Here is a 21,306-nt window from a genome sequence, read left to right on the forward strand (position 1 = left end):
GTATGACCGACGCCATGGCCGGGTCGGACGGCCGGGGTGAGGGCGCGGCGCTCGACGGCGGACATGCGCAGGTCCCCCGCGTGTAACCCGCGGCGATCTACGCTGAGGCGGAAAGTCCGCAATCTGTAGGGAGCGCACATGGCCACTGGGAACCCGGAGGGCACGAAGAAGCCGCCGGAGGAGCAGCGCCTCGGGCCGGTCCTCCGCCGCCGCGGCCAGGTCACGGCGAGCACCACGGACCAGCGCCTGCTGGACGCGGGCGGCCCCTCGGACTGGGTGCACACCGACCCCTGGCGGGTGCTGCGGATCCAGTCCGAGTTCATCGAGGGCTTCGGCACCCTGGCCGAACTACCGCCCGCCATCAGCGTGTTCGGCTCGGCGCGTACGGCGGCCGAGTCGCCCGAGTACGACGCCGGCGTGCGGCTCGGGCGGGGGCTGGTGCAGGCCGGCTGGGCGGTGATCACGGGCGGCGGGCCGGGCGCCATGGAGGCGGCCAACAAGGGCGCCTGCGAGGCGGGCGGTGTCTCCGTGGGCCTCGGCATCGAACTGCCCTTCGAGCAGGGGCTGAACCCCTACGTCGACATCGGCCTGAACTTCCGCTACTTCTTCGTCCGCAAGATGATGTTCGTCAAGTACGCCCAGGGCTTCGTGGTCCTGCCCGGCGGCCTCGGCACCCTCGACGAACTCTTCGAGGCCCTGACCCTCGTCCAGACCCAGAAGGTCACCCGCTTCCCCATCGTCCTGTTCGGCAGCGCGTACTGGGGCGGCCTGGTCTCCTGGCTGGAGAACACCCTGGTGGCCCAGGGCAAGGCAGCGGAAAAGGACCTGCTCCTGTTCCACGTCACGGACGACGTGGAGGAAGCGGTGGCCCTGGTCTCCAAGGAAGCAGCCCGCTGACCCCACACCCCAAGGCTCCGCCGGTCGAGCCGTGCCGGGAGCGAACGCCCCCGACCGAACGCTACGCCGAGCCGTGCGCCGTGCCCGTCCGTCAGCCAGGCCCTACGGGGCTCGATGCCGGGCCGGGAGCCCTGCCGGGCCAGGTGGCATGCGCGGCCGCCGGTCCCGCCTGGCGGCGCGTGGTGCGCGATTGGGCGTCGGGACTGGGCGGGGGCGTCGTGTCCGGCTGACGGATGTGCTGGGCGGGGGTCGTGTGTGGTCGGCACGTTGCGGTCGGCTGACCGCCACACCCGGCGTCCCACCAAAAACCACGACGCCCCAGCAGCCATGACGACCGACCTGACCCGAAACCCAGCCGAGCGTGACGCACCACAGGCATGGCTGACGGCCGCGTATGACGCCTCACAAGACATGGCGCCCGTCCGAGAGGCCCGTTCGTCTTGCCGTGGGGCCGGCGCGCCTGCCGGTGCGGGGCGATCGCCCCGAGCCAGCCGACCATCTGAGGGCCCGCTCAGCCTCCCGGCAGGGGCCCGCCCGCGTCGGTCAGCGGCGGCGGGTCAGGCCAGGCCCCTCCGGGCCACCGCGGGCGGGCGGTGGCCCGCGATGGACCCCACCATGTCCAGCACCTGCCGGGTCTCGGCCACCTCGTGCACCCGGTACACCCGTGCCCCCAGCCACGCGGACACCGCGGTCGTCGCCAACGTACCCAGCACCCGTTCCTTCACCGGCCGGTCCAGCGTCTCCCCGACGAAGTCCTTGTTGGACAGCGACACCAGCACCGGCCACCCGGTGGCCACCATCTCGTCCAGCCGCCGCGTCGCCTCAAGACTGTGCCGCGTGTTCTTCCCGAAGTCGTGTCCCGGATCGATCAGCACCGACTCCCTGGGCACCCCCAGCGCCACCGCCCGCTCGGCCAGCCCCACGGTCACCCGCAGGATGTCGGCCATGACATCGTCGTACGTCACCCGGTGCGGCCGGGTCCGGGGCCGCGCCCCGCCGGCGTGCGTGCACACCAGCCCCACCCGGTGCCGCGCGGCGACCTCCGCCAGCCGCGGATCAACCCCGCCCCACGCGTCGTTCAGCAGATCGGCCCCGGCCTCGCACACGGCCTCCCCGACCTCGGCCCGCCAGGTGTCCACACTGATGACCACGTCAGGATGCCGGCGCCGTACCTCCGCCACGAAGCCCACGGTCCGCCGCGCCTCCTCCTCCGCGGTGACCTCCTGCCCGGGCCCCGCCTTGACCCCGCCGACGTCGATGATCGCCGCGCCCTCGGCCACCGCCTGCTCGACGCGTGCGAGCGCCGGCTCGTCACCGAACGTGGCCCCCTGGTCGTAGAAGGAGTCCGGGGTCCGGTTCACGATCGCCATGATCACCGGTTCATGCGGCCCGAATTCCCGCGTGCCCAGCCTGAGCATCCCCTGTGACCTCTCCTCATCCATCCCCGGTACATCCCGCTGCACAGCCGCCTGTGACCCTAACTGTCAGACTCGCATGGCACGATCGGACCCTGACACTTTCGACACCGAGCACATCGGGTGCACCGAGCACACCGAGCCTGGGGAGCCGGCGATGGTTATGTTCTTGTTCCTGGTCGTCGCGCTCGCCGTGGTGGTCGCCGCGGTGACGCTCGCCGTGGTGGGCGGCGGCGAGAGCGGCCCGCTGCCGGAGGCGGCGCCGGAGCGGCTGCACGACCCGCTGCCCCCGGACCGCCCGGTGGGCCGCGCGGACGTGGAGCGACTGCGCTTCCCGCTGTCCGCCCGCGGCTACCGCATGGCGGACGTGGACGACGCCCTCAGCCGCGTCGCCGCCGAACTCGCGGAGCGGGACGCCCGCATCGCCGGCCTGGAGTCCGCCCTGGCCGGCGCCCAGGCCACCGCGCACGTCCGGCTGGACAAGCCCGCACATCCGGAGGACCAGCGGTGACCGACGGCACCGTCCTGGCCGGGCCCGACGGCGCGCTGCGCTGCCCCTGGGCCCTGTCCACCGAGGACTACGTGACGTATCACGACGAGGAGTGGGGCCGCCCGGTCCACGGCGACGACGCCCTGTACGAGCGGCTCAGCCTGGAGGCGTTCCAGTCCGGACTGTCCTGGATCACCATCCTGCGCCGCCGCCCGGGTTTCCGGGCCGCCTTCGCCGATTTCAGGATCCAGAAGGTCGCGGCCTTCACCGATGAGGACCGCGAACGCCTCCTCGCCGACCCCGGCATCATCCGCAACCGCGCCAAGATCGACGCGACTCTCGCCAACGCACGCGTGCTCGCCGACTGGTCGCCGGGTGAGCTGGACGCCCTGATCTGGTCGTACGCCCCGGATGCGGCCGCCCGCCCGACCCCGAAGACCCTCTCCGACGTCCCTCCGGCCAGCCCCGAGTCGACGGCCCTGTCGAAGGACCTGAAGAAACGCGGCCTGCGCTTCATCGGCCCCACAACGGCGTACGCACTGATGCAGGCGTGCGGCCTGGTCGACGACCACCTGGAGCAGTGCATCAGCCGCACCGCCGCCGTCTGAGCACCCCGAACCAAGCCCGCAACGACCCGCCCGCGCCCCGAAGGACGCGCGCCTGAATCGATCTCCGGCTCCGCCGCTGCGGGCGTGACCGGCCATGATGGCGCCGCCGCCGACCGACGCCGCACCTCGCCCTTTCCGGCGGAGCGCCCGCGGTTCGACAGGGCCCCGTGGGGCGTGGGGCTGTATCGATCTCCGGCTTCGCCGCTGCGGGCGGGACTGGCCATGATGGCGCCGCAGTCGACCGACGCCGCACCTCGGCCTTTCCGGCGGAGCGCCCGCGGTTCGACAGCGGCCCGTGGGGCGTGGGGCTGTATCGGTATGCGGGTCCGCCGCGCGGGCGGGGCCAGCCACTACGCAGCCGCAGTCGCAGCCGGCCGATGAGCCGTCCCCGCCCTTCCAGCGGAGCGCCTAGCGGCCCAGGTACTTCGGCTTCTCCTTGTCCACGAACGCCCGCACGGCGATGGCGTGGTCCTCGGACCGGCCCGCCCGGGTCTGCAGCTTGTCCTCCTTGTCCAGCGTCTCGTCGAGGGAGTGGGTGAGCCCGTACGCCACCGCCTCCTTGATCGCTGCGTATGCCACCGTCGGCCCCTCGGCGAGTGCACGGGCGACCTGCTCGGCCTCGGCCCGCAGCCGGTCCGCGGGCACCACCCGGTTGGCGAGGCCCAGCTCGTACGCCTCCGGTGCCTTGATGCTGCGCGGGAAGAGCAGCAGGTCGGCGGCGCGGCCGGGGCCGACGACCCGGGGCAGCGTCCAGGAGATCCCGGAGTCGGCGGTCAGCGCGACCCCCGCGAACGATGTGTTGAAGGACGCCGTCTCGGCCACCACCCGGTAGTCCGCGGCGAGCGCGAAGCCGAGACCGGCCCCGGCCGCGACCCCGTTCACGGCGGCGACCACCGGCTTGGGCGCGCCGGCCAGGGCCCGCACGATCGGGTTGTAGTGCTCCCGCACCGTGCTCATCGTCTGCCCCGACCCCGTCTCCCGGTCGGCGGCCAGCAGCCCGATGTGCTCCTTGAGGTCCTGGCCCACGCAGAACGCCCGGTCCCCGGCCGCGGTCAGCAGTACGGCCCGTACGGCGGCGTCGTCGGCCGCGGCCCGCGCCGCGTCCCGGAGGGCGACCTTGGTCGCGATGTTCAGCGCGTTCATCGCCTCGGGGCGGTTCAACGTGATCGTCGCGAGTCCGTCGCTCACCTCGTAGAGCACGGTGTCGGTCATGGGGCATCCCCTCCGGTGTCGCGGCACTGACGTACCGCTCGGTACGTCGTTGTCTGGGGACAGCATGGCGGAGATCTCCGCCCGGGTGCCGGACCCGGTGTGTGACCTGCGTCAAAGAATTTTCGCCAGGATCCGGCCGGGGGACGTCGGTGCGGTGGCGCAGTATCGCAGCCACATCGCCGAATTGAGTGGTTTTGCTCGCGCGCGTTGCCCAAGCGATGCCGACGGATGTTGGTCATCGGGTCCTGAGATGCGGGATAATGGCTTGGAAGCAATGTGTTCGATGCCGGTGCCGCGGGTCTCGCACGGACCGCGCGTGCCCCTTCTGGGGACGTCGGCAGACGATGAGCTGGTTTCAGGAAGGGGAACGAGCATGGCGGCCATGAAGCCGCGGACGGGCGATGGCCCGCTCGAGGTGACCAAGGAGGGGCGGGGCATTGTCATGCGCGTTCCGCTCGAAGGCGGCGGTCGGCTCGTCGTCGAGCTGACCCCTGACGAGGCCGAGGCGCTTGGCGACGCCCTGAAGAAGGTCGTCGTCTGAGGCGCTGGCGACCATGACCTTTCGGCTGCCCCGGCACGCACACCGTGCCGGGGCAGCCGCATTCCCGGGGGAGGGTCACGCCGGCACGGCGGCGGGGCGTGCGCGCTCCGGAACCCGCTCCAGAACCCACCCACGCGGCAGGCCGACCGCGTACGGCGTCCGGCTGCCCAGACCGGTCACCGAGGGCGGCTGCCCACACCGATCACCGCTGCCCACACCGGTCACCGCGGTCCGCACCGGTCGCCGCGGTCGGGGCGCCCGCCTCCCGTCACCGCTTGACGGCGCACAGCAGCCCGTCGCCCACCGGCAGCAGCGACGGCATCAGCTCCGGGCTCTCCCGCACCGTGCGCAGCAGCTCCCGCAGCCGCAGCACCTCGGTGGGCTGCGGGCCCGAATCCACGGTGCGGCCGTTGGCGAAGACGCCCTCGAAGACCACCAGGCCACCGGGCCGTAGCAGACGCAACGATTCAGCTAGATAGTCGAGGTATTCCAGCCGGTCGCCGTCGCAGAAGACGAGGTCGTACCCCGCGTCCGCGAGCCGGGGCAGCACGTCCAGCGCGCGGCCCGGGATGAAGCGGGCCCGGTTGCTGGCGAAGCCGCAGGCCCGGAACGCCTGCCGGGCGAACTGCTGGTGCTCGGGCTCCGGGTCGACGGTGGTCAGCACGCCGTCCGGCCGCATGCCGTGCAGCAGATGCATGCCGGACACCCCGCAGCCGGTGCCGATCTCCGCCACCGCCTTGGCGTCCACGGTGGCGGCGAGCATCCGCAGCGCGGCGCCCGTGCTGGGCGTCACCGAGCGCAGCCCTGCCTCGCGGGCCCGGTCGCGGGCCCAGCGCAGCGCGTCGTCCTCGGCGACAAAGGCGTCGGCGAACGCCCAGCTCGTCTGCCGGTTGCCGGTAATGACCCTCTCCTGTCCCCGTGGTTGCCTCGGCGTGACTGTATCCGTTGGGCCCGGGAACCCGCAGATGGGACCGCGCGTTTAAGGGGATGAGCGAGTAGTGGGGGAGCCGGCGGGGGGTATGAGGTGGACCAGGACGACGAGCAAGTGCTGACGCAGCCACATGAGCCGTATCAGCCCAGATCAAATTCTCGCAAAACCGCTTATCCGGAGCTAACGGGCGAGGTGGCTATGGTAGGGGCTCCACTGGACACCACCAGAGCTGACAGGGGAGGTGCGGCTGCGCCCGAGGATCGGGGAGGAGTGCTGCGGCGCTTCCTCGGGTCGGCGGGCAGGCCGAAATCCGTGAACGACACCGCTGACCACAGCCACGCCACCGGTACCGCCGCGGGCGGGACCCAGACCGCGACCTTCGTCACCGACGCGGACGGGCAGGCGTGGACTCCGCCCACGTGGGAGGAGATCGTCAGCACGCACAGCGGCCGGGTCTACCGTCTGGCCTACCGCCTCACCGGCAACCAGCACGACGCCGAGGACCTCACCCAGGAGGTCTTCGTCCGTGTCTTCCGCTCCCTGTCGACCTACACCCCCGGCACCTTCGAGGGCTGGCTGCACCGCATCACCACGAACCTCTTCCTGGACATGGTGCGGCGCAAGCAGCGCATCCGCTTCGACGCGCTCGGAGAGGACGCGGCCGAGCGGCTGCCCAGCCGCGAGCCCACGCCCCAGCAGATCTTCAACGACGCGCACTTCGACGCGGACGTCCAGCAGGCCCTCGACACCCTCGCGCCCGAGTTCCGCGCCGCGGTCGTGCTGTGCGACATCGAAGGACTGTCGTACGAGGAGATCGCCGCGACCCTCGGTGTGAAGCTCGGCACGGTCCGCTCCCGTATCCACCGTGGCCGCTCGCAGCTGCGCAAGGCCCTCGCGCACCGCTCGCCGGAGGCACGGGCCGCCGAACGCCGCTCCTTTCTGCCCCGCGTTCCCGCGCTGGGGGGAGGGGGCGCGACCGCGTGAGTGGATCACGGTCGAAACCTGCGCGGGGGCACCTCGCAGAAGAGCATCTGGGAGACCGGCTCTCCGCCCTGGTGGACGGAGAGCTCGGTCATGACGCGCGTGAGCGGGTCCTGGCCCACCTGGCGACCTGCGCCAGGTGCAAGGCGGAGGCGGACGCCCAGCGGCAGCTGAAGAACGTCTTCGCGGAGTCGGCGCCCCCGCCGCCCTCCGAGAGCTTCCTCGCGCGCCTCCAGGGGCTGCCCGCCAGCGACGGCCCGGACGGCGGCTCGCCGCTGGAGGGCGGGCTCCCCGGCGGTTCCACGCCCGGCGTCTTCGAAGTCGGGCGCGAGGACCGGTTCGAGTTCGGCTACGTCCCCGCGCGCCCGCACTCGCCGTCCCCACTCGCGGACCGCGGCTTCCGTATCCACCCCGTCGGCCGCCCGGACACCGCCGATCGGCACTCGCGCGGAATGCGGTTCGCGTTCGTCGCCGCCGGGGCGGTGTCGCTGGCCGCGGTCGCGCTGGGCGGTGTGACCACCGGCATTCCCCGCGACACCGCCGCGGACGCCCGTGGCGGTGCCGACAGCGTGACGCCGACGCGCACGGCGGGCACGGGAGCGGCCACCACGTCCGAGGCCCAGCGCCGCCGCCCGGTCGGGCCACTGCTCATGCAGGGCACGCTGCTGGGCGAGACACCGGTCGCGTCGGCCTCGGTGTCCGCGCCGCTGCGGCCCGGGGCGCAGGCCCCCGCCACCGGGCAGGCCCCCGCCCCCATGCTGACCACACCGGTGGAAGCCGGTGCGGCCACCGTGTCGCCGTTGATACGTCCGTTCGGTGCGACCCCGCCGATCTCGCTGATCTCCTGGTCCAGCGCCCCCGGGCTGGCCCCACCCGGTGTGCTTGCCGCACCCGTCCCCGACTCGACCCCCGCTCCCTCCCCGTCACCGCCGTCCTCATCGTCTTCGTCTTCTTCGTGGTCCCCCTCCAGCGCCGCGTCCTCCGCGCGCCCCGCTCACTGACCGACTCCTGCGCGGCTGCCCGCGAACCTGGTTGAATCCTGTGAGGCCGTGCCCGCGGCACTGTTTCGGGCACGGGGTCGACGATGTGCGGTCAGCCGCCGGAGCGCCCGGCCATGGCCAGCTGTGGGGAGAACATGAACGAGGGGAAGCCGGCCTTGCCGGGGGAGGCCGTGGGGGACACATCGGCACCGGTCGCCGCGAGCGACGGCGACTTCGAACTGGCCCGCCCGACCACCGCGGCCGACGCCGACACCGACCTCGTATCGAGGCATCTCACGGCCACGGACGCCGAGGGCGCGGGCGCCGGGGCCGCGGGCGCGGGCGCCGATTCCGGTTCCGGTTCGGGTGCCGAGGCCGTCGGTGGCGCGGATGCCGATAGCGAGGGTGCGGGCGTAGACAGCGGTGCCGGTGCCGGTGCCGGTGCTGGTGCTGGTGCTGGCGTTGTCGGTGCCGGGGTGGCCGGGGCTGGGGAGTCCGGTGGGCGGGACAAGCCCTTGCATGACCCTGATCCGTACAGCACGCCGCCGTACGGTGAGCCCGGTCCCTGGGCGCCGGCCCCGCCGGTCCAGCACCCGGCTCCGCCGCCCGCCGACAACATGACGATCCCGACTCCGCCGCCCGCCCAAGGCACCGCGGTCCCGGCGGGTCCGCTGCCCAGTCATGGCATGGCGGTCCCGGCTTCGTCGCCCGCCCGCGGCACGACGATCCCGACTCCGTCGCCCGCTCACGGCACCGCGGTCCCTGCCCCGCTGCCCGCTGACGGCATGCCGATCCCGGCCGGTCCTCCGCCCGCTCACGGCACGACGGTCCCGGCTCCGCCGCCCGCCCGCGGCACGGCGGTCCCTGCCCCGCTGCCCGCTGACGGCATGACGATCCCGGCCGGTCCGTCGCCCGCTCACGGTGGGACGGTTCCTGCACCGGTGCCGTCGCCCGGTCATGGCACGGCGTTTCCGGCTCCGGCGACGGCGCCCGGTGTGCCGCATGCTGTGCAGGCCGGAGCGGGTGCGCCGCAGTCGGAGTCGACGCTCTACGCAGCGCCGGGCATGGTCCCGCAGCCGGAGTCGACGGGCTTTCCCGCGCCTGGCGCGGCCCCGCAGGGGGACTCGACGGGCTTTCCCATGCCGGGCGCGGTGCCGCAGTCCGCGTCCTCCGTGCCGGGCGCGGTGCCGCAGTCCGCGTCCTCCGTGCCGGGCGCGGTGCCGCAGTCCGCGTCCTGTCCCGCGCCCGATACGGGGCCGTACCCCGGTCCCTGGCAGCGTTATGACCCCTGGGCCGCAGCGGCTCCGCTCCAGCAGAACGGTGCCGCCGTCCCCACCGAGGGGCAGCGGCGTCGGCGGGCGCGCAAGGCGCTCATCGGGGGTGCCCTGGCGCTGGCCCTGGTCTCCGGGGGCGTCGGCGGCATCGTAGGGGTGTATCTGGAGCGCAACGGCGGAGTGTCGGACGTCCATCTGCCGCAGGCGGGCAAGGAGCCCGCCGGGCGGCCCGCGGACAGCGTGGCCGGGATCGCCGCACGCGCCCTGCCCAGCGTCGTCACACTGCATGTGACCGGCAGCAGCGAACAGGGCACCGGCACCGGCTTCGTCCTGGACACGCGCGGCCACATCCTGACCAACAACCACGTCGTCGAGCCCGCCGGGCCGAGCGGCGACATAACGGTGACGTTCAGCGGCGGCGAGACCGCGAAGGCCCAGGTCGTCGGCCGGGACAGCGGATACGACCTGGCCGTCGTCCGGGTCAAGGGCGTACACGGACTCAAGCCCCTGCCCCTCGGCAACTCCGACAACGTCCAGGTCGGCGACCCCGTCGTCGCCATCGGCGCCCCCTTCGACCTCTCCAACACCGTCACCTCCGGCATCATCAGCGCCAAGGAACGGCCCATCACGGCGGGCGGCGAGAGCGAGGACGGCAGCGATGTGTCGTACGTCGATGCGCTGCAGACCGACGCGCCCATCAACCCGGGCAACTCCGGCGGCCCGCTCCTCGACGCACAGGCCAGGGTCGTCGGCATCAACTCCGCCATCCGTTCGGCCGACAGCGGCTCCGACACCCAGGGCGGCCAGTCCGGTTCCATCGGCCTCGGCTTCGCCATACCGGTCAACCAGGCCAGACGCGTCGCCGAGGAACTGATCAACGACGGCCGGGCGACCCACCCGGTGATCGGGATCACCCTCGACACGGCCTACACCGGCGACGGCGCCCGCATCGACACCAAGGGCGGTGACGGCGGCCCCGCCGTCACCACGGGCGGCCCCGGAGACCAGGCCGGACTCCGGCCCGGCGACATCATCACCGAGGTCGACGGACAACACGTCCACTCCGGCGACGAACTGATCGTCAAGACCCGCGCCCACCGCCCCGGCGACCGGCTGGACCTCACCGTCGAACGCGACGGCAAGGAGAAACACGTTTCGTTGGTGCTCGGTTCCTCAGGCCACAACTGACAGAAACCTCACCTCGGGGCAGTACCGGTCGGACAGGTCGGCCGGGTACCGTGGACCCGGCCCGGACCACGGAAACATCACGGACAACCGAGGGCCGAGGACTGAGGACATCGCTAGGAGCTTCAGGTGTTCAATGACATAGGACCGCTAGAGCTGGTGACGATCATTGTGCTCGCCGTGCTCGTCTTCGGTCCGGACAAGCTCCCCAAAGTCATTCAGGACGTGATGCGGACGATCCGCAAGGTCCGGGAGTTCTCGGAGAGCGCCAAGCAGGACATCCGCAACGAACTGGGTCCCGAGTTCAAGGACTTCGAGTTCGAGGACCTCAACCCCAAGACGTTCATCCGCAAGCAGTTGGACAACGACGACCTCGGTCTGAAGGAGATTCGCAACGGCTTCGACCTGAAGAAGGAGATGGCCGAGGTCACCGACGCGGTCCACGGCCGGGAGAGCGAGACACCCTCCTCGTCGTCCTCGTCTTCTGCCGGTGGGTCCGGCGGCCGGGTCGACATGATTAAGAAGCCCGAGCAGCCCGGCAAGGACGAGCGCCCGCCCTTCGACGCGGACGCCACCTGACCGTACGGCCGGAGCCTCGGCGCACCCGCGCACCACACGTCCCGATGCCACCCCGCACCGGGACGTGACGCGTTTCATACCCCGCGTACGCCGCGCGCGACGCGAACCGGCCTGCCGCGCGACCCACGCACCGGGCGGTTTCCCTGCTGCCCGCGGCGGTGTGGATATGCTGCCGAGTTGTTGTGCGGACCGGACGAGTACGCCCGAAGGGGGGCGGGCCCCGTCCCGGTCCGACGAGAGCGAGGGAGGCGTCGGGGCACATGGAGACGACAAGTGGAGAGGCCACGCAGGCGTCGGCCGCGGCGGGCCGACGGCAGCCCCCCTCCGCGCGGCGCACGGTCGACGGCTATCTGCTGGCCCACTTCCCCTGGTACGGGCTCGACGAGGCGTTCACAGGGCCGCGCTGGCTGATGCAGGTCGGTACGGCGGCGGACGGCGCCGTCGAGCACGGGTCGATCGGGCACGGCGACGAACCCTCCGTCAGGAACGAGTACGCGGTCGGCTCCACGGGCGAGCCCCGGGACAAGTTCGCGGTCGTGGTGACCGTCGCCGCGAACCCGTCCCGGCGCAGCGCCGACGGCACCGGGCTGCTGGAGGCCACGTCGGTCTCCTCGGCGGCGTGGCTGGCCGGTGTCGGGCTGCTGTCCCTCACCTGGCCCGGGCAGATGGACCACACCCTGCGGGACGAATGGCTGGAGCAGCAGACGGAGATCGCGTGGGCCCTGGCCGACGATCTGTCCGGGCCGACGTGGTCGACGTTGTCGCTGCCCGTGGACGGTGTGCCGGCGTCCTTCCACTACCAGGAGTCGGAGTTCGGCTGGGTGCTCGCCGGTTCCACGCGGGAAGGGGTGCACCTGGGGGCGTACGGTCGGGGGATGAGCGCGTACGGGCTTGGCTTCGCCATGATCAAGGACATCGCGTCTTACGGGTAGTTCACGGCGCAGGGGGCGGGGGCCCGCGTGGGTCGCTTTCGACCGGTTTGCGTAGTTCCCCGCGCCCCGTTGGGCGCCTCCTCGCCGTTGGGGTCTGGGTTGTTTGGCGTGCGCCCGTTGTGCGTGGCTGGTCGCGCAGTTCCCCGCGCCCCTGGTTCTGACGGGGCACATTTCCCGCGCCCCTGGCGCAAACAGGCTCCCGTTTCCCTGGGTGCCGCAGGGTTGCGGGGGCTGGTCAGAACTTGTTGCGGGGGGTGATTCCCAGGGAGAGGCCGGACAGGCCTCGTTGGCGGCCGCCCAGTTTGCCGGCGATTGCGCGCAGTGCCGAGCCCGCCGCGGAGTCCGGGTCGCTCAGGACCACCGGCTTGCCCTCGTCGCCGCCCTCGCGCAGGCGGACGTCAATGGGGATGTTGCCGAGCACCGGGACCGTCGTACCGGTCGTGCGGGTCAGGCCCTCGGCGACCACCTGGCCGCCGCCCGTGCCGAAGACGTCGACCATCTCGCCGCAGTGCGGGCAGGGCAGTCCGGACATGTTCTCGACCACGCCGACGATCTTCTGGTGGGTCTGTACGGCGATGGAGCCGGCGCGCTCGGCGACCTCGGCCGCCGCCTGCTGCGGGGTGGTCACGACCAGGATCTCGGCGTTCGGGATCAGCTGGGCGACGGAGATCGCGATGTCACCGGTGCCGGGCGGGAGGTCCAGGAGAAGGACGTCCAGGTCGCCCCAGTACACATCCGCGAGGAACTGCTGGAGCGCGCGGTGCAGCATCGGGCCGCGCCAGACGACCGGGGCGTTGCCCGGGGTGAACATGCCGATGGAGATGACCTTCACACCGTGCGCGGACGGCGGCATGATCATGTTCTCGACCTGGGTGGGACGCCCGTCGGCACCCAGCATGCGCGGCACGCTGTGGCCGTAGATGTCGGCGTCGACGACACCGACCTTCAGCCCGTCGGACGCCATCGCCGCCGCGAGGTTCACCGTCACCGAGGACTTGCCGACGCCTCCCTTGCCGGACGCGACCGCGTACACCCGGGTGAGGCTGCCCGGCTTGGCGAACGGGACCTCGCGCTCGGCCTGGCCGCCGCGCAGCGCCGCCGCCAGTTCCCTGCGCTGTTCGTCGCTCATCACGTCGAGCGTCACATCCACGCGCGTGACGCCGTCGACGCGGGAGACCGCCTCCGTCACGCGCTGGGTGATCGTGTCGCGCATCGGGCAGCCGGAGACCGTCAGGTACACGGTGACCGCGACCGCTCCGTCCGCGCCGATCTGCACCGATTTGACCATCCCCAGTTCGGTGATGGGCCGGTTGATCTCGGGGTCGTTCACCGTCGCCAGCGCCTGGCGCACCGCGTCTTCCGTAGCCATAAGGTCGATGGTACGGCGCCCGGCGGGGCCTCCGGTAAGCCCCCTTCAGCGGTCGTCAGCGCTCGTCCGTGTCATGTCCCGGCGGCCGTTCCGGCTGTTCCGCCGGGAAGACGACCTGCCCGTCGCGGCGGCGCGGCGATTCCAGGTCCCGGACGAGGTCCTGAAGTTCGGAGCGGATCCAGTCCCGGGTCGCGACCTCGCCCAGGCCCATCCGCAGCGCGGCGATCTCGCGGGTCAGATACTCGGTGTCCGCGATGGACCGCTCGTTCTGTTTGCGGTCCTGTTCCAGGTTGACGCGGTCGCGGTCGGCCTGCCGGTTCTGCGCGAGCAGAATCAGCGGGGCGGCGTAGGAGGCCTGGAGCGAGAGCGCCAGCGTCAGAAAGATGAACGGGTACTGGTCGAAGCGCAGAAAGGACGGCGCGGCGACGTTCCACAGCACCCACAGCACGATGACGACCGTCATCCAGACGATGAAGCGTCCGGTGCCCAGGAAACGGGCGATCTTCTCCGACAGCCGGCCGAACGCCTCCGGGTCCCACTCCGGCAGGAGCCGCCGCCGGCGCGGGCCCGGCTGGTCGAGACGGGCGGTGCGGGGCCGGGCGGCGGCGGTGGCCCCGGCGGGGCCGCGCTCGCGAGTGCTCTCGCGCTCGGGCGTCATGGCGCGCTCGTCCCCTCGTCCAGATGGAACTCCGTCTCCCGCCAGTCCTCGGGCAGCATGTGGTCCAGGACATCGTCCACGGTCACCGCGCCCAGCAGCGCCCCGGCCTCGTCCACGACCGGCGCCGCGACCATGTCGTACGTGGCGAAGAACCCGGCGACTACCGGCAGCGTGGCGTCCGGGGCGAGGGTCTGCAGATCGTCGTCGACGAGCGAGCTGCACAGGGTGTACGGCGGGTCGCGCAGCAGACGCTGGAAGTGCACCGTGCCCAGGTACTTGCCGGTCGGGGTGTCGTCGGGCGGCCGGCAGACATAGACCTGCGCGGCCAGGGCCGGGGACAGATCGGGGTTGCGGACGCGGGCGAGGGCGTCGGCGACGGTGGCGTCCGGCCGTACCACGATCGGCTCGGTCGTCATCAGCCCGCCTGCCGTGTGCTCCTCGTACGACATCAGCCGCCGCATGTCGGCCGCGTCGCCGGGCTGCATCAGGCTCAGCAGCCGTTCCTTGTCCTGCTCGGGCAGCTCACCGAGCAGGTCGGCCGCGTCGTCCGGGTCCATGGCCTCCAGGACGTCGGCGGCCCGCTCCTCCTTCAGCTTGCCGAGGATCTCGATCTGGTCGTCCTCGGGCAGCTCCTCCAGGACGTCGGCGAGGCGGTCGTCGTCGAGGGCGGCGGCGACCTCGGTGCGCCGCTTGGCGGACAGATGGTGCAGCACGTTGGCGAGGTCGGCGGGGCGCAGCTGCTCGAAGGTGGCGAGCAGGCTCTCGGCGCCCTGCCCGTGTTCCTCCAGCGAGAACCCGCTGACCGCCGACCACTCGACGGTCAGTGTCTCGCCCGCCCGTCGCCCGCCCCCCTTCCAGGGCAGGGCCATACGCTTTTCCTCCCCGGTCCGCCTGAATGCGCCGCCCTTCCTGCCCTTGCGTACGAAGACGCGGTCGACCTCCCAGTCCCGGCGGGCCGGCAGCTGCTGTACGGCCACGTCCAGGACGGTGACCTCCTCGCCGGTCTCGGCCAGGGTGACGCGGCGGTCGAGCAGTTCCCCGAGGACGAGGCGTTCGGTGGGGCGCTGCTCGAAGCGGCGGACGTTGAGCACCCCGGTGGTGATGATCTGGCCGGACTCGATGCTGGTCACCCGGTTCATGGGCAGGAAGATGCGGCGCCGGGTGGGCAGTTCGACGACGAGGCCGAGCAGGCGCGGGGGACGCCGCCCGACGCGCAGCATGACGACGAGGTCCCGCACACGGCCCACCTGGTCGCCGTTCGGGTCGAAGACGGGGACCCCGGCCAGATGCGAGACGAAGATCCGGGGAACGCCGGCTGCCATGACTGTGCTTCCTCAGCTTCCTTGGCTCCTCTGCGTACGGCAGGCCGTCGGCCGCGGCCTTGTGTGTCCAGCCGTGCCCCCCCTTTCCGAATTGCCCGCTCGGTGGGCTTCAGGCTAGCCCGTCCCGATCGGATACGCCCTGGTGAGCGGTCCGGACGGACTGGCTCCGCCAAGGCCCGACGGCCCCGGTACGCTGCCGTACGCCGCTTGGTTCCAGCAGAAAGGCAGCCCCAGCTGTGACCGTGATTGCGCAGGGCCGTATCCGCCGGGCCGCGCTGGTGAGCGCGATGTGCGCGCTGGCCCTGGCGGGCGCGACGGGACTCACGGGGTGCAGCGAGGATCCGGACGCCGGCACCAACGGGGTGGGCAAGCTGCCCGCCGACAAGATCCAGTCACGGACCCGGGCGGCGGCGGACTCGGCCCGCGCGGTGCGGCTGTCGGGGACCGTGGTGACGAGCGGGAGCACGTACAAGCTCGACATGCAGCTGAAGGCCGACGGCGGCACCGGGTCGGTGACCTCGCAGGGGGCGACCTTCCGGCTGCTGCGGATCGGCGAGCAGCTGTATCTGAAGGCCGACGCGGACTTCTGGAGCCACGCGGACGGCGGCGAGAAGGGCGGGGAGACGGCGACCACGGAGAAGCTGGGCGGAAAGTATGTGAAGGTGCCGCAGGGCGACCCCGCGTACAAGAAGTTCAGCGGTTTCACGGACAAGGATGTGCTCCTCGACGGGCTGCTGGCCCTGCACGGTGCCCTGGCGACCGCCGGCCACCACGAACAGTCCGGTGTCCGCACCATCCGCATCACCGGCGACAAGGGCGCCGGCGGCAGCCTCGATGTCTCCCTGGAGGGCCGGCCGTACCCGCTCAGCCTGACCCGCGCGGGCGACGCGGGGACGCTCCGCTTCTCCGACTGGGGCAAGGACTTCACCCTCGCCGGACCGGCGAAGGACGAGACGGTGGACTACGGCAAACAACTGCCGACGTCCTGAGCGGCACGCCCTCACCGAGGCAGGCTGGAGCACCGGTTCGTACGGCGGGCGTGCTCGGTGTTCAGGGCGTCGGGGGTTCGATGTGCTGTGGATCCAAGGGCCGGATCGCGAGCGGCAGAGGCGCAGAGTGCACGATGTGGAGGCGGGAGACCGCTCGGGTGAGGGCCACGTACAGGCGGTTCATTCCGCGGGGCTCGGCTTGGACGATGGCTGAGGGCTCGACCACCACGACGTGGTCGTACTCCAGTCCTTTGGCGGTGGAGGCCGGCACCACGGTGAGGCGGGCTCCAAGGGTGTCCGGTCCGGATGCCGAGATCCCAGCCGCGATGAGAGCGTGGTGAAGCTTCTGCGCTTCGGTGTCGGCTGCGATGACACCGATGGAGCCTGCGTGCCCCAGCGCTGAGTTCACGGCCGCGACTGTCGCGGCGGTCGTGTCATCGGTCGCCTCGATGCTCGCCTCTCCGTCGCGGCGCAAGGATCGGGCGGGTGGTACGTCCGCGCCGAGGTGGTGCAGAAGGCGGTTGGCGAGTTCGGCGACGGCGCCGGGGACGCGGAATCCTGTGGTGAGTGGGGTGACGATGGCGTCTGGCTTCCCCAGGTGGGTGAGGAACTGGGCCCAGTCGCGTGCGGCCCAGGGGGTGGTGCCTTGGGCGAGGTCTCCGAGGACGGTGACGGATCCGAAGGGTGAGCGGCGGGCGATGGCGCGGCACTGCATGGGGGACAGATCCTGTGCTTCATCGATCACAACATGCCCGTAGCCGCCGGGGCGCTCGATCAGGCCGGCGAGTTCGTCGAGGAGGACGAGATCGGCCGCCGACCAGCGGGCCGACCTGGCAGAGCGCGGGGGTCTGGGCCACAGGAGGGCCTTCTGCTCCTTCCCGTGGAGAACACCTTCCGCCGCGGCGGCCAAAGTGTCCGGACGGGTGAGCAGATCGGTGAGGATTTCCTCGGGCTGCACGGCGGGCCAGATGGTGTTGAGCAGGGTGGTGACCGGGCGTGCCCGGGAGACCTTTTGGAGCCAGGTATTCGTGCGGGGGCCGCCGCGGCGCTCGGCCTGTTGCTGAATCGCGTGGACGATGCGGGTACGGACGCGTTCGCGCCCCACGGCATAGGGGGGTTCCTCGGTGCGTACGTCCCGGACGATCTTCTCCAGTTCGTCGGTGGGCACACGCCAGCGGTAGGAACCGTCCGGCAGTACGAGTGGCTGCGTCGCCTCCACGTTCACCCGTGCGTAGAGCGCGCGGCGCAGGACCTCTGCTGTTTCTTGCGCTCGCGCAGCCCGCCCACGTCGCCCATGTCAGGAAGCGTACGCAGCGACCAGCCGTACGCTGTCACGCCTCCTCGGCTTCGGTCCTGCTCACGTGCCGGGAGGCGGACCGCCCGCCGCGCCTTCCACGACGAGGCCGCGTACGGGCCGCCAACCCTCTCGTCCAGCGGGTAGTACGTCGCGTGGCCCGCCGCTGCGCACCGGGCCACCAAGGCCAGGGCCCAAGAGGATGTTCTCCTCGCCCGACACCTTCTTGAACGCGTTGACCAGTTGCTCGGTGCCTTCTTCTCCGCCCGCAACGGAGTCAGTTTCGCTTTCTGCGTTTTGTCAGGAGGCGCGGTAGGGCCGCCGGGGCCGGGCGGCGGGTCGTCGCGGGCGTCGGCAGCGGGGGTGCGGTGAGCGGCCCGTCCGGGAGGGCCGCCGTCGCCCCCGTCGGTGTCAGCCGGAGCACCCGGCACTCGCGGGACCAACGGTCCGTCATGGCCTCCCCGTCGGCCGCGTTGAGCCGCTTGCCCTTCAGCTCGGCCACCGCGGCCTCCCACTCCGCGGACCCGGGCGGGAGTTCGGACACCGTCGCCGTCCAGGTGACCAGCCGGCCGCCCTTGTCCTTGCTGCGCACGGTCACCTCGGCCGAGCCGCCGTCGGCGAGCCCGGGCAGCGGCTGTTCCCCGGGCCCGTCGCCGACCAGGCACACCGCTCCGTCGTGCCACGCGTGCCACAGCGCACGCGCGGCGGGCGCCCCGGCACCGCGGACCCAGACGAGCCCGGACTTCTTCGTGGCCTCCTCGACGAGGGCACGGTCGAGCAGCTCGCTTGTCATGCGCCCAGCCTATCCAGCCGCCCCACCGCAAGCCGCCGACCGCCCATTGCCGACCGCGGACCGCCGATCGCCAACCGCAGACCCCCGACCGCAGACCGCCGATCGCCTATCGCCGACCGCAGAGCCCCGACCGCAGACCCCCGGCCGCCGACCGCCCATTGCCGACCGCAGACCGCCGACCGCCGATCGCCGATCGCCGATCGCCGACCGCAGGCCCCCGACCGCCCACCGCAGACCCCTGACCGCAGACCGCCGATCGCAGACCCCCGACCCCCGACCGCAGACCCCCGACCCCCGACCGCAGACCCCCGACCGCAGACCCCCGACCCCCGACCGCAGACCCCCGACCGCAGACCCCCGACCGCCCACCGCAGACCCCTGACCGCAGACCCCGGTCGCCGTCACCGCGAGCCGTCGCCGTCACAGCCAGCCGTTGCGCTTGAGCGTGCGGTGGATGGTCAGACACAGGGCCACCGTGATGCCCATGACCAGCGGATAGCCGTACTTCCACCTCAGCTCGGGCATGTTGTGGAAGTTCATGCCGTACACACCGCACACCATCGTCGGCACCGCGATGATCGCGGCCCATGCCGTGATCTTCCGCATGTCCTCGTTCTGCGCGACCGACGCCTGCGCCAGGTTGGCCTGGAGGATGGAGTTGAGCAGTTCGTCGAAGCCCACGACCTGCTCCTGGACCCGGGCGACATGGTCGGCGACATCCCGGAAGTACTTCTGGATCTCCGGATCGATCAGCCGCATCGGCCGCTCGCTCAGCAGTTGCATGGGTCGCAGCAGGGGCGACACCGCGCGCTTGAACTCCAGCACCTCACGCTTGAGTTGGTAGATACGCGCCGAGTCCACACCGCGCCCCGCCCCGCCCTTGCGGCTCGGCGAGAAGACCTCGGTCTCCACCTCGTCGATGTCGTCCTGCACGGCGTCGGCGACCGCGATGTACCCGTCGACGACATGGTCGGCGATCGCGTGCAGCACGGCCGACGGCCCCTTGGCGAGCAACTGCGGGTCGTCCTGCAGCCGGTGCCGCAGCGCCCGCAGCGAACCCTGCCCGCCGTGCCGGACGGTGATGAAGAAGTCCCGCCCGGTGAAGCACATGACCTCGCCGGTCTCCACGACCTCGCTGGTGGCGGTGAGCTGGTCGTGCTCGACGTAGTGGACGGTCCTGAAGACCGTGAACAGCGAGTCGTCGTACCGCTCCAGCTTCGGCCGCTGGTGCGCCTGCACGGCGTCCTCCACGGCCAGCGGGTGCAGCCCGAACTCGCTTGCGATACCGGCGAATTCGGCTTCCGTGGGCTCGTGCAGCCCGATCCAGACGAACCCCCCGTCGCGCCGCACCTGGCGCATCGCCTCGTGCGGGGTCAGCGGCTTGGCGCTCTCGATCCGGGCGCCGTCCCGGTAGACGGCGCAGTCGACGACGGCCGAGGGGGTCGAGGGGTCGCGGGTGGTGTCGTAGCTCCCGCTGTCCCGGCGCGGGGCACTCTTGCGCAGGGAGGGGCGGGAGGGACGGACCACGGCACGCAGGTCGCGGATCATCGACATGGCGGGCTCCTTCGCGGTGGGCAGCGAAGCGCGAAAGGGCCGCGGTGACGGCTGGAACTACCCGGAATGAGGACGTCCTGTGTGCGGATGTTTGGCACGTCCACAAAGCGGGGAGCACCGCACCGTCGCGGTGGCGAGCTTCGCTGCTGATTCAGATCAGACAGATCAGGCAGGGCAGAACGAAGTGCTCTTCCGAGGACGCGTACGACGGCGCGAGCGCGAGAGGTGGCGGTAGGCCGGGTCCGGAACGGCTACATCAACAGCCGGAAGAGCGAGTGGTACTGCACGGCCGACTTCGATCCATGGCAGCCCCACCTCCTCCAGCCGGTCCCTCGTAAGGGACGGTCCATTCCCCGTAGGGGAGTCTCACGGGCGTCGGGACTCGATGCGACGCTTCTGCGTGCTGCCCCGAACCACCGAGCAAGAGTATCAGCCGACCGCGGTGTCAAGGTGACGCTTTGCCCGCTGCTGACGAGTTCTATGCTCGCCGCATGGCTGATGTTCTTCCTCTGGTCGAGGCACGGTTGTGCGGCGCGCTGGGCGAACCGGACGCGCGCGCGGCGGTCACCTTCCTCGGCACGGACCGCATCGAGGTGCTCCGCTTCCAGGACCGCGACCGCGAGGAAGCCGTCGTCCGCTACGCCACGCTCGGCATGTCCGCCCACCCCATGACGGAGCCCACGGCGATGCTCGCCGACCCCGTCCGAGGCCCCCGCGCCGAACTGGTCCTGTCCCTGCGCGCCGGCCTCGCCGACACCGACAAGGTGCTCCGCCCGCTCGCCGTGCTGGCCGCCTCGCCGCAGGTGGAGGGCGTGGTGGTGGCGCCGGGCGCCTCCCTCGACGTGGGGGAGCCGCTGTGGCCGGGCGCGCCCTTCGGCTCGGTCCTGGTAGCCGAGCCGGGCGGACTGGTCGAGGACCTGGAGCTGGACGCGCCGCTGGATCCCGTACGGTTCCTGCCGTTGCTGCCGATGACCCCGAACGAGGTCGCCTGGAAGCGCGTACACGGTGCCCAGGCCCTCCAGGAGCGCTGGCTGACGAACGGGACGGACCTGCGGGACCCCGGCCGCGGATCCGTCCCGCTCGGCTGAGTCGAAGCTGATCCGAGAGCGACCCGAGAGCGATCCGAGCGTGGCCGGTCTCACCGAGTCCCGGGCCGGAACCGGTCAGTTGGCGAATACGCCGACACCGTCCTCGGTACCGTGCCGGGTCTTCGACTGCTCGGCCTCGTCGGTGAGCGCGGCCCGCCGTACGACGACCACGAGCGCGCCGCGGCGAGCAGCACCAGTCGGGGCGCCGTGAGGA

20 protein-coding genes and 1 pseudogene are annotated in these 21,306 nt (G+C 71.8%); 11 read left to right on the plus strand and 10 right to left on the minus strand.

The genetic code is table 11. The features are described from left to right. Positions 1–138 precede the first annotated feature (138 nt). Positions 139–897 (plus strand): LOG family protein, encoded by a 759-nt coding sequence (locus ABT245_RS06210; RefSeq protein WP_351729261.1) that lies wholly within the window; start codon positions 139–141, stop codon positions 895–897. 557 nt (positions 898–1,454) lie between these two features. On the opposite strand, the gene folP is transcribed toward ABT245_RS06210, so the two are convergent. After that, positions 1,455–2,315 carry a dihydropteroate synthase gene (gene folP, locus ABT245_RS06215; RefSeq protein WP_351729263.1) on the minus strand — a complete coding sequence of 287 codons (861 nt, stop codon included), beginning with the start codon at positions 2,313–2,315 and terminating at the stop codon, positions 1,455–1,457. Between the two features lie 154 nt (positions 2,316–2,469). Here folP and ABT245_RS06220 point away from each other — a divergent pair, with 154 nt between their 5' ends. Further along, positions 2,470–2,823: a DivIVA domain-containing protein gene (locus ABT245_RS06220; protein ID WP_351729266.1), complete on the plus strand. Its 354-nt coding sequence runs from the start codon at positions 2,470–2,472 to the stop codon at positions 2,821–2,823. Further along, complete coding sequence (locus tag ABT245_RS06225) at positions 2,820–3,410, plus strand: DNA-3-methyladenine glycosylase I (RefSeq protein WP_351729268.1); 591 nt, start codon at positions 2,820–2,822, stop codon at positions 3,408–3,410. Before ABT245_RS06220 ends, ABT245_RS06225 begins: the two co-directional genes overlap by 4 nt. A 408-nt stretch (positions 3,411–3,818) precedes the next feature. Here ABT245_RS06225 and chcB read toward each other — a convergent pair whose 3' ends face one another. After that, complete coding sequence (gene chcB / locus ABT245_RS06230; RefSeq protein ID WP_351729271.1) at positions 3,819–4,622, minus strand: 2-cyclohexenylcarbonyl CoA isomerase; 804 nt, start codon at positions 4,620–4,622, stop codon at positions 3,819–3,821. 373 nt (positions 4,623–4,995) lie between these two features. Between chcB and ABT245_RS06235 the strand changes: the two genes are divergently transcribed. Next, positions 4,996–5,163: a DUF3117 domain-containing protein gene (locus tag ABT245_RS06235; RefSeq protein WP_018544333.1), complete on the plus strand. Its 168-nt coding sequence runs from the start codon at positions 4,996–4,998 to the stop codon at positions 5,161–5,163. 268 nt (positions 5,164–5,431) lie between these two features. Here ABT245_RS06235 and ABT245_RS06240 read toward each other — a convergent pair whose 3' ends face one another. Then, positions 5,432–6,130 carry an O-methyltransferase gene (locus ABT245_RS06240; RefSeq protein ID WP_351729594.1) on the minus strand — a complete coding sequence of 233 codons (699 nt, stop codon included), beginning with the start codon at positions 6,128–6,130 and terminating at the stop codon, positions 5,432–5,434. Between the two features lie 234 nt (positions 6,131–6,364). On the opposite strand from ABT245_RS06240, the gene sigE reads away from it, so the two are divergent. After that, complete coding sequence (sigE, locus tag ABT245_RS06245) at positions 6,365–7,078, plus strand: RNA polymerase sigma factor SigE (RefSeq protein WP_351729274.1); 714 nt, start codon at positions 6,365–6,367, stop codon at positions 7,076–7,078. Next, positions 7,075–8,076 (plus strand): anti-sigma factor family protein, encoded by a 1,002-nt coding sequence (locus tag ABT245_RS06250; RefSeq protein WP_351729276.1) that lies wholly within the window; start codon positions 7,075–7,077, stop codon positions 8,074–8,076. The genes sigE and ABT245_RS06250 overlap by 4 nt, the downstream gene beginning before the upstream one ends. Before the next feature lie 91 nt (positions 8,077–8,167). On the opposite strand, the gene ABT245_RS06255 is transcribed toward ABT245_RS06250, so the two are convergent. Further along, positions 8,168–8,329 carry a hypothetical protein gene (locus ABT245_RS06255; protein ID WP_351729630.1) on the minus strand — a complete coding sequence of 54 codons (162 nt, stop codon included), beginning with the start codon at positions 8,327–8,329 and terminating at the stop codon, positions 8,168–8,170. 511 nt (positions 8,330–8,840) lie between these two features. Here ABT245_RS06255 and ABT245_RS06260 point away from each other — a divergent pair. The 3 genes from ABT245_RS06260 to ABT245_RS06270 all read left to right on the plus strand — a co-directional run bounded on the left by ABT245_RS06260 (position 8,841) and on the right by ABT245_RS06270 (position 12,025). Then, the gene (locus ABT245_RS06260; RefSeq protein ID WP_502982072.1) at positions 8,841–10,517 is read left to right on the plus strand and encodes a S1C family serine protease; all 1,677 of its coding nucleotides are present in this window, start codon (positions 8,841–8,843) and stop codon (positions 10,515–10,517) included. Positions 10,518–10,643: 126 nt separating this feature from the next. Then, entirely contained in the window at positions 10,644–11,093 is a 450-nt protein-coding gene (locus ABT245_RS06265) for a sec-independent translocase (protein WP_351729278.1), read from the plus strand. A 260-nt stretch (positions 11,094–11,353) separates the two neighbouring features. Next, positions 11,354–12,025 carry a hypothetical protein gene (locus ABT245_RS06270; RefSeq protein WP_351729280.1) on the plus strand — a complete coding sequence of 224 codons (672 nt, stop codon included), beginning with the start codon at positions 11,354–11,356 and terminating at the stop codon, positions 12,023–12,025. Between the two features lie 235 nt (positions 12,026–12,260). Here ABT245_RS06270 and ABT245_RS06275 read toward each other — a convergent pair whose 3' ends face one another. The 3 genes from ABT245_RS06275 to ABT245_RS06285 are packed head-to-tail and all read right to left on the minus strand — an operon-like array spanning position 12,261 to position 15,374. Continuing rightward, positions 12,261–13,394: an Mrp/NBP35 family ATP-binding protein gene (locus tag ABT245_RS06275; RefSeq protein WP_351729282.1), complete on the minus strand. Its 1,134-nt coding sequence runs from the start codon at positions 13,392–13,394 to the stop codon at positions 12,261–12,263. A gap of 55 nt (positions 13,395–13,449) precedes the next feature. After that, complete coding sequence (locus ABT245_RS06280) at positions 13,450–14,052, minus strand: DUF1003 domain-containing protein (protein WP_351729284.1); 603 nt, start codon at positions 14,050–14,052, stop codon at positions 13,450–13,452. Continuing rightward, positions 14,049–15,374, minus strand: a complete 1,326-nt coding sequence (locus ABT245_RS06285; RefSeq protein WP_351729287.1) for a magnesium transporter MgtE N-terminal domain-containing protein — start codon at positions 15,372–15,374, stop codon at positions 14,049–14,051. Before ABT245_RS06285 ends, ABT245_RS06280 begins: the two co-directional genes overlap by 4 nt. 236 nt (positions 15,375–15,610) lie before the next feature. Between ABT245_RS06285 and ABT245_RS06290 the strand changes: the two genes are divergently transcribed. Further along, positions 15,611–16,363: a hypothetical protein gene (locus ABT245_RS06290; RefSeq protein WP_502982070.1), complete on the plus strand. Its 753-nt coding sequence runs from the start codon at positions 15,611–15,613 to the stop codon at positions 16,361–16,363. A gap of 61 nt (positions 16,364–16,424) precedes the next feature. Here the strand turns inward: ABT245_RS06290 and ABT245_RS06295 are convergent. From ABT245_RS06295 to ABT245_RS06305, 3 genes and pseudogenes are all read right to left on the minus strand, one after another. Then, positions 16,425–17,621: pseudogene (locus tag ABT245_RS06295) on the minus strand (HelD family protein); the annotation flags it as partial. Between the two features lie 313 nt (positions 17,622–17,934). Then, positions 17,935–18,450: a hypothetical protein gene (locus ABT245_RS06300; protein WP_351729289.1), complete on the minus strand. Its 516-nt coding sequence runs from the start codon at positions 18,448–18,450 to the stop codon at positions 17,935–17,937. A gap of 420 nt (positions 18,451–18,870) precedes the next feature. Continuing rightward, on the minus strand, positions 18,871–20,004 hold the full coding sequence (locus ABT245_RS06305) for a magnesium and cobalt transport protein CorA (RefSeq protein WP_351729291.1): 1,134 nt from the start codon (positions 20,002–20,004) through the stop codon (positions 18,871–18,873). A gap of 491 nt (positions 20,005–20,495) precedes the next feature. Here ABT245_RS06305 and ABT245_RS06310 point away from each other — a divergent pair, with 491 nt between their 5' ends. Beyond that, positions 20,496–21,092, plus strand: coding sequence for a suppressor of fused domain protein (locus tag ABT245_RS06310; RefSeq protein ID WP_351729293.1), 597 nt, complete (start codon positions 20,496–20,498; stop codon positions 21,090–21,092). Positions 21,093–21,306 lie beyond the last annotated feature (214 nt).

Origin of the sequence: Streptomyces sp. NPDC001508, assembly GCF_040298665.1 — a bacterium.
Lineage (GTDB): Bacteria > Actinomycetota > Actinomycetes > Streptomycetales > Streptomycetaceae > Streptomyces.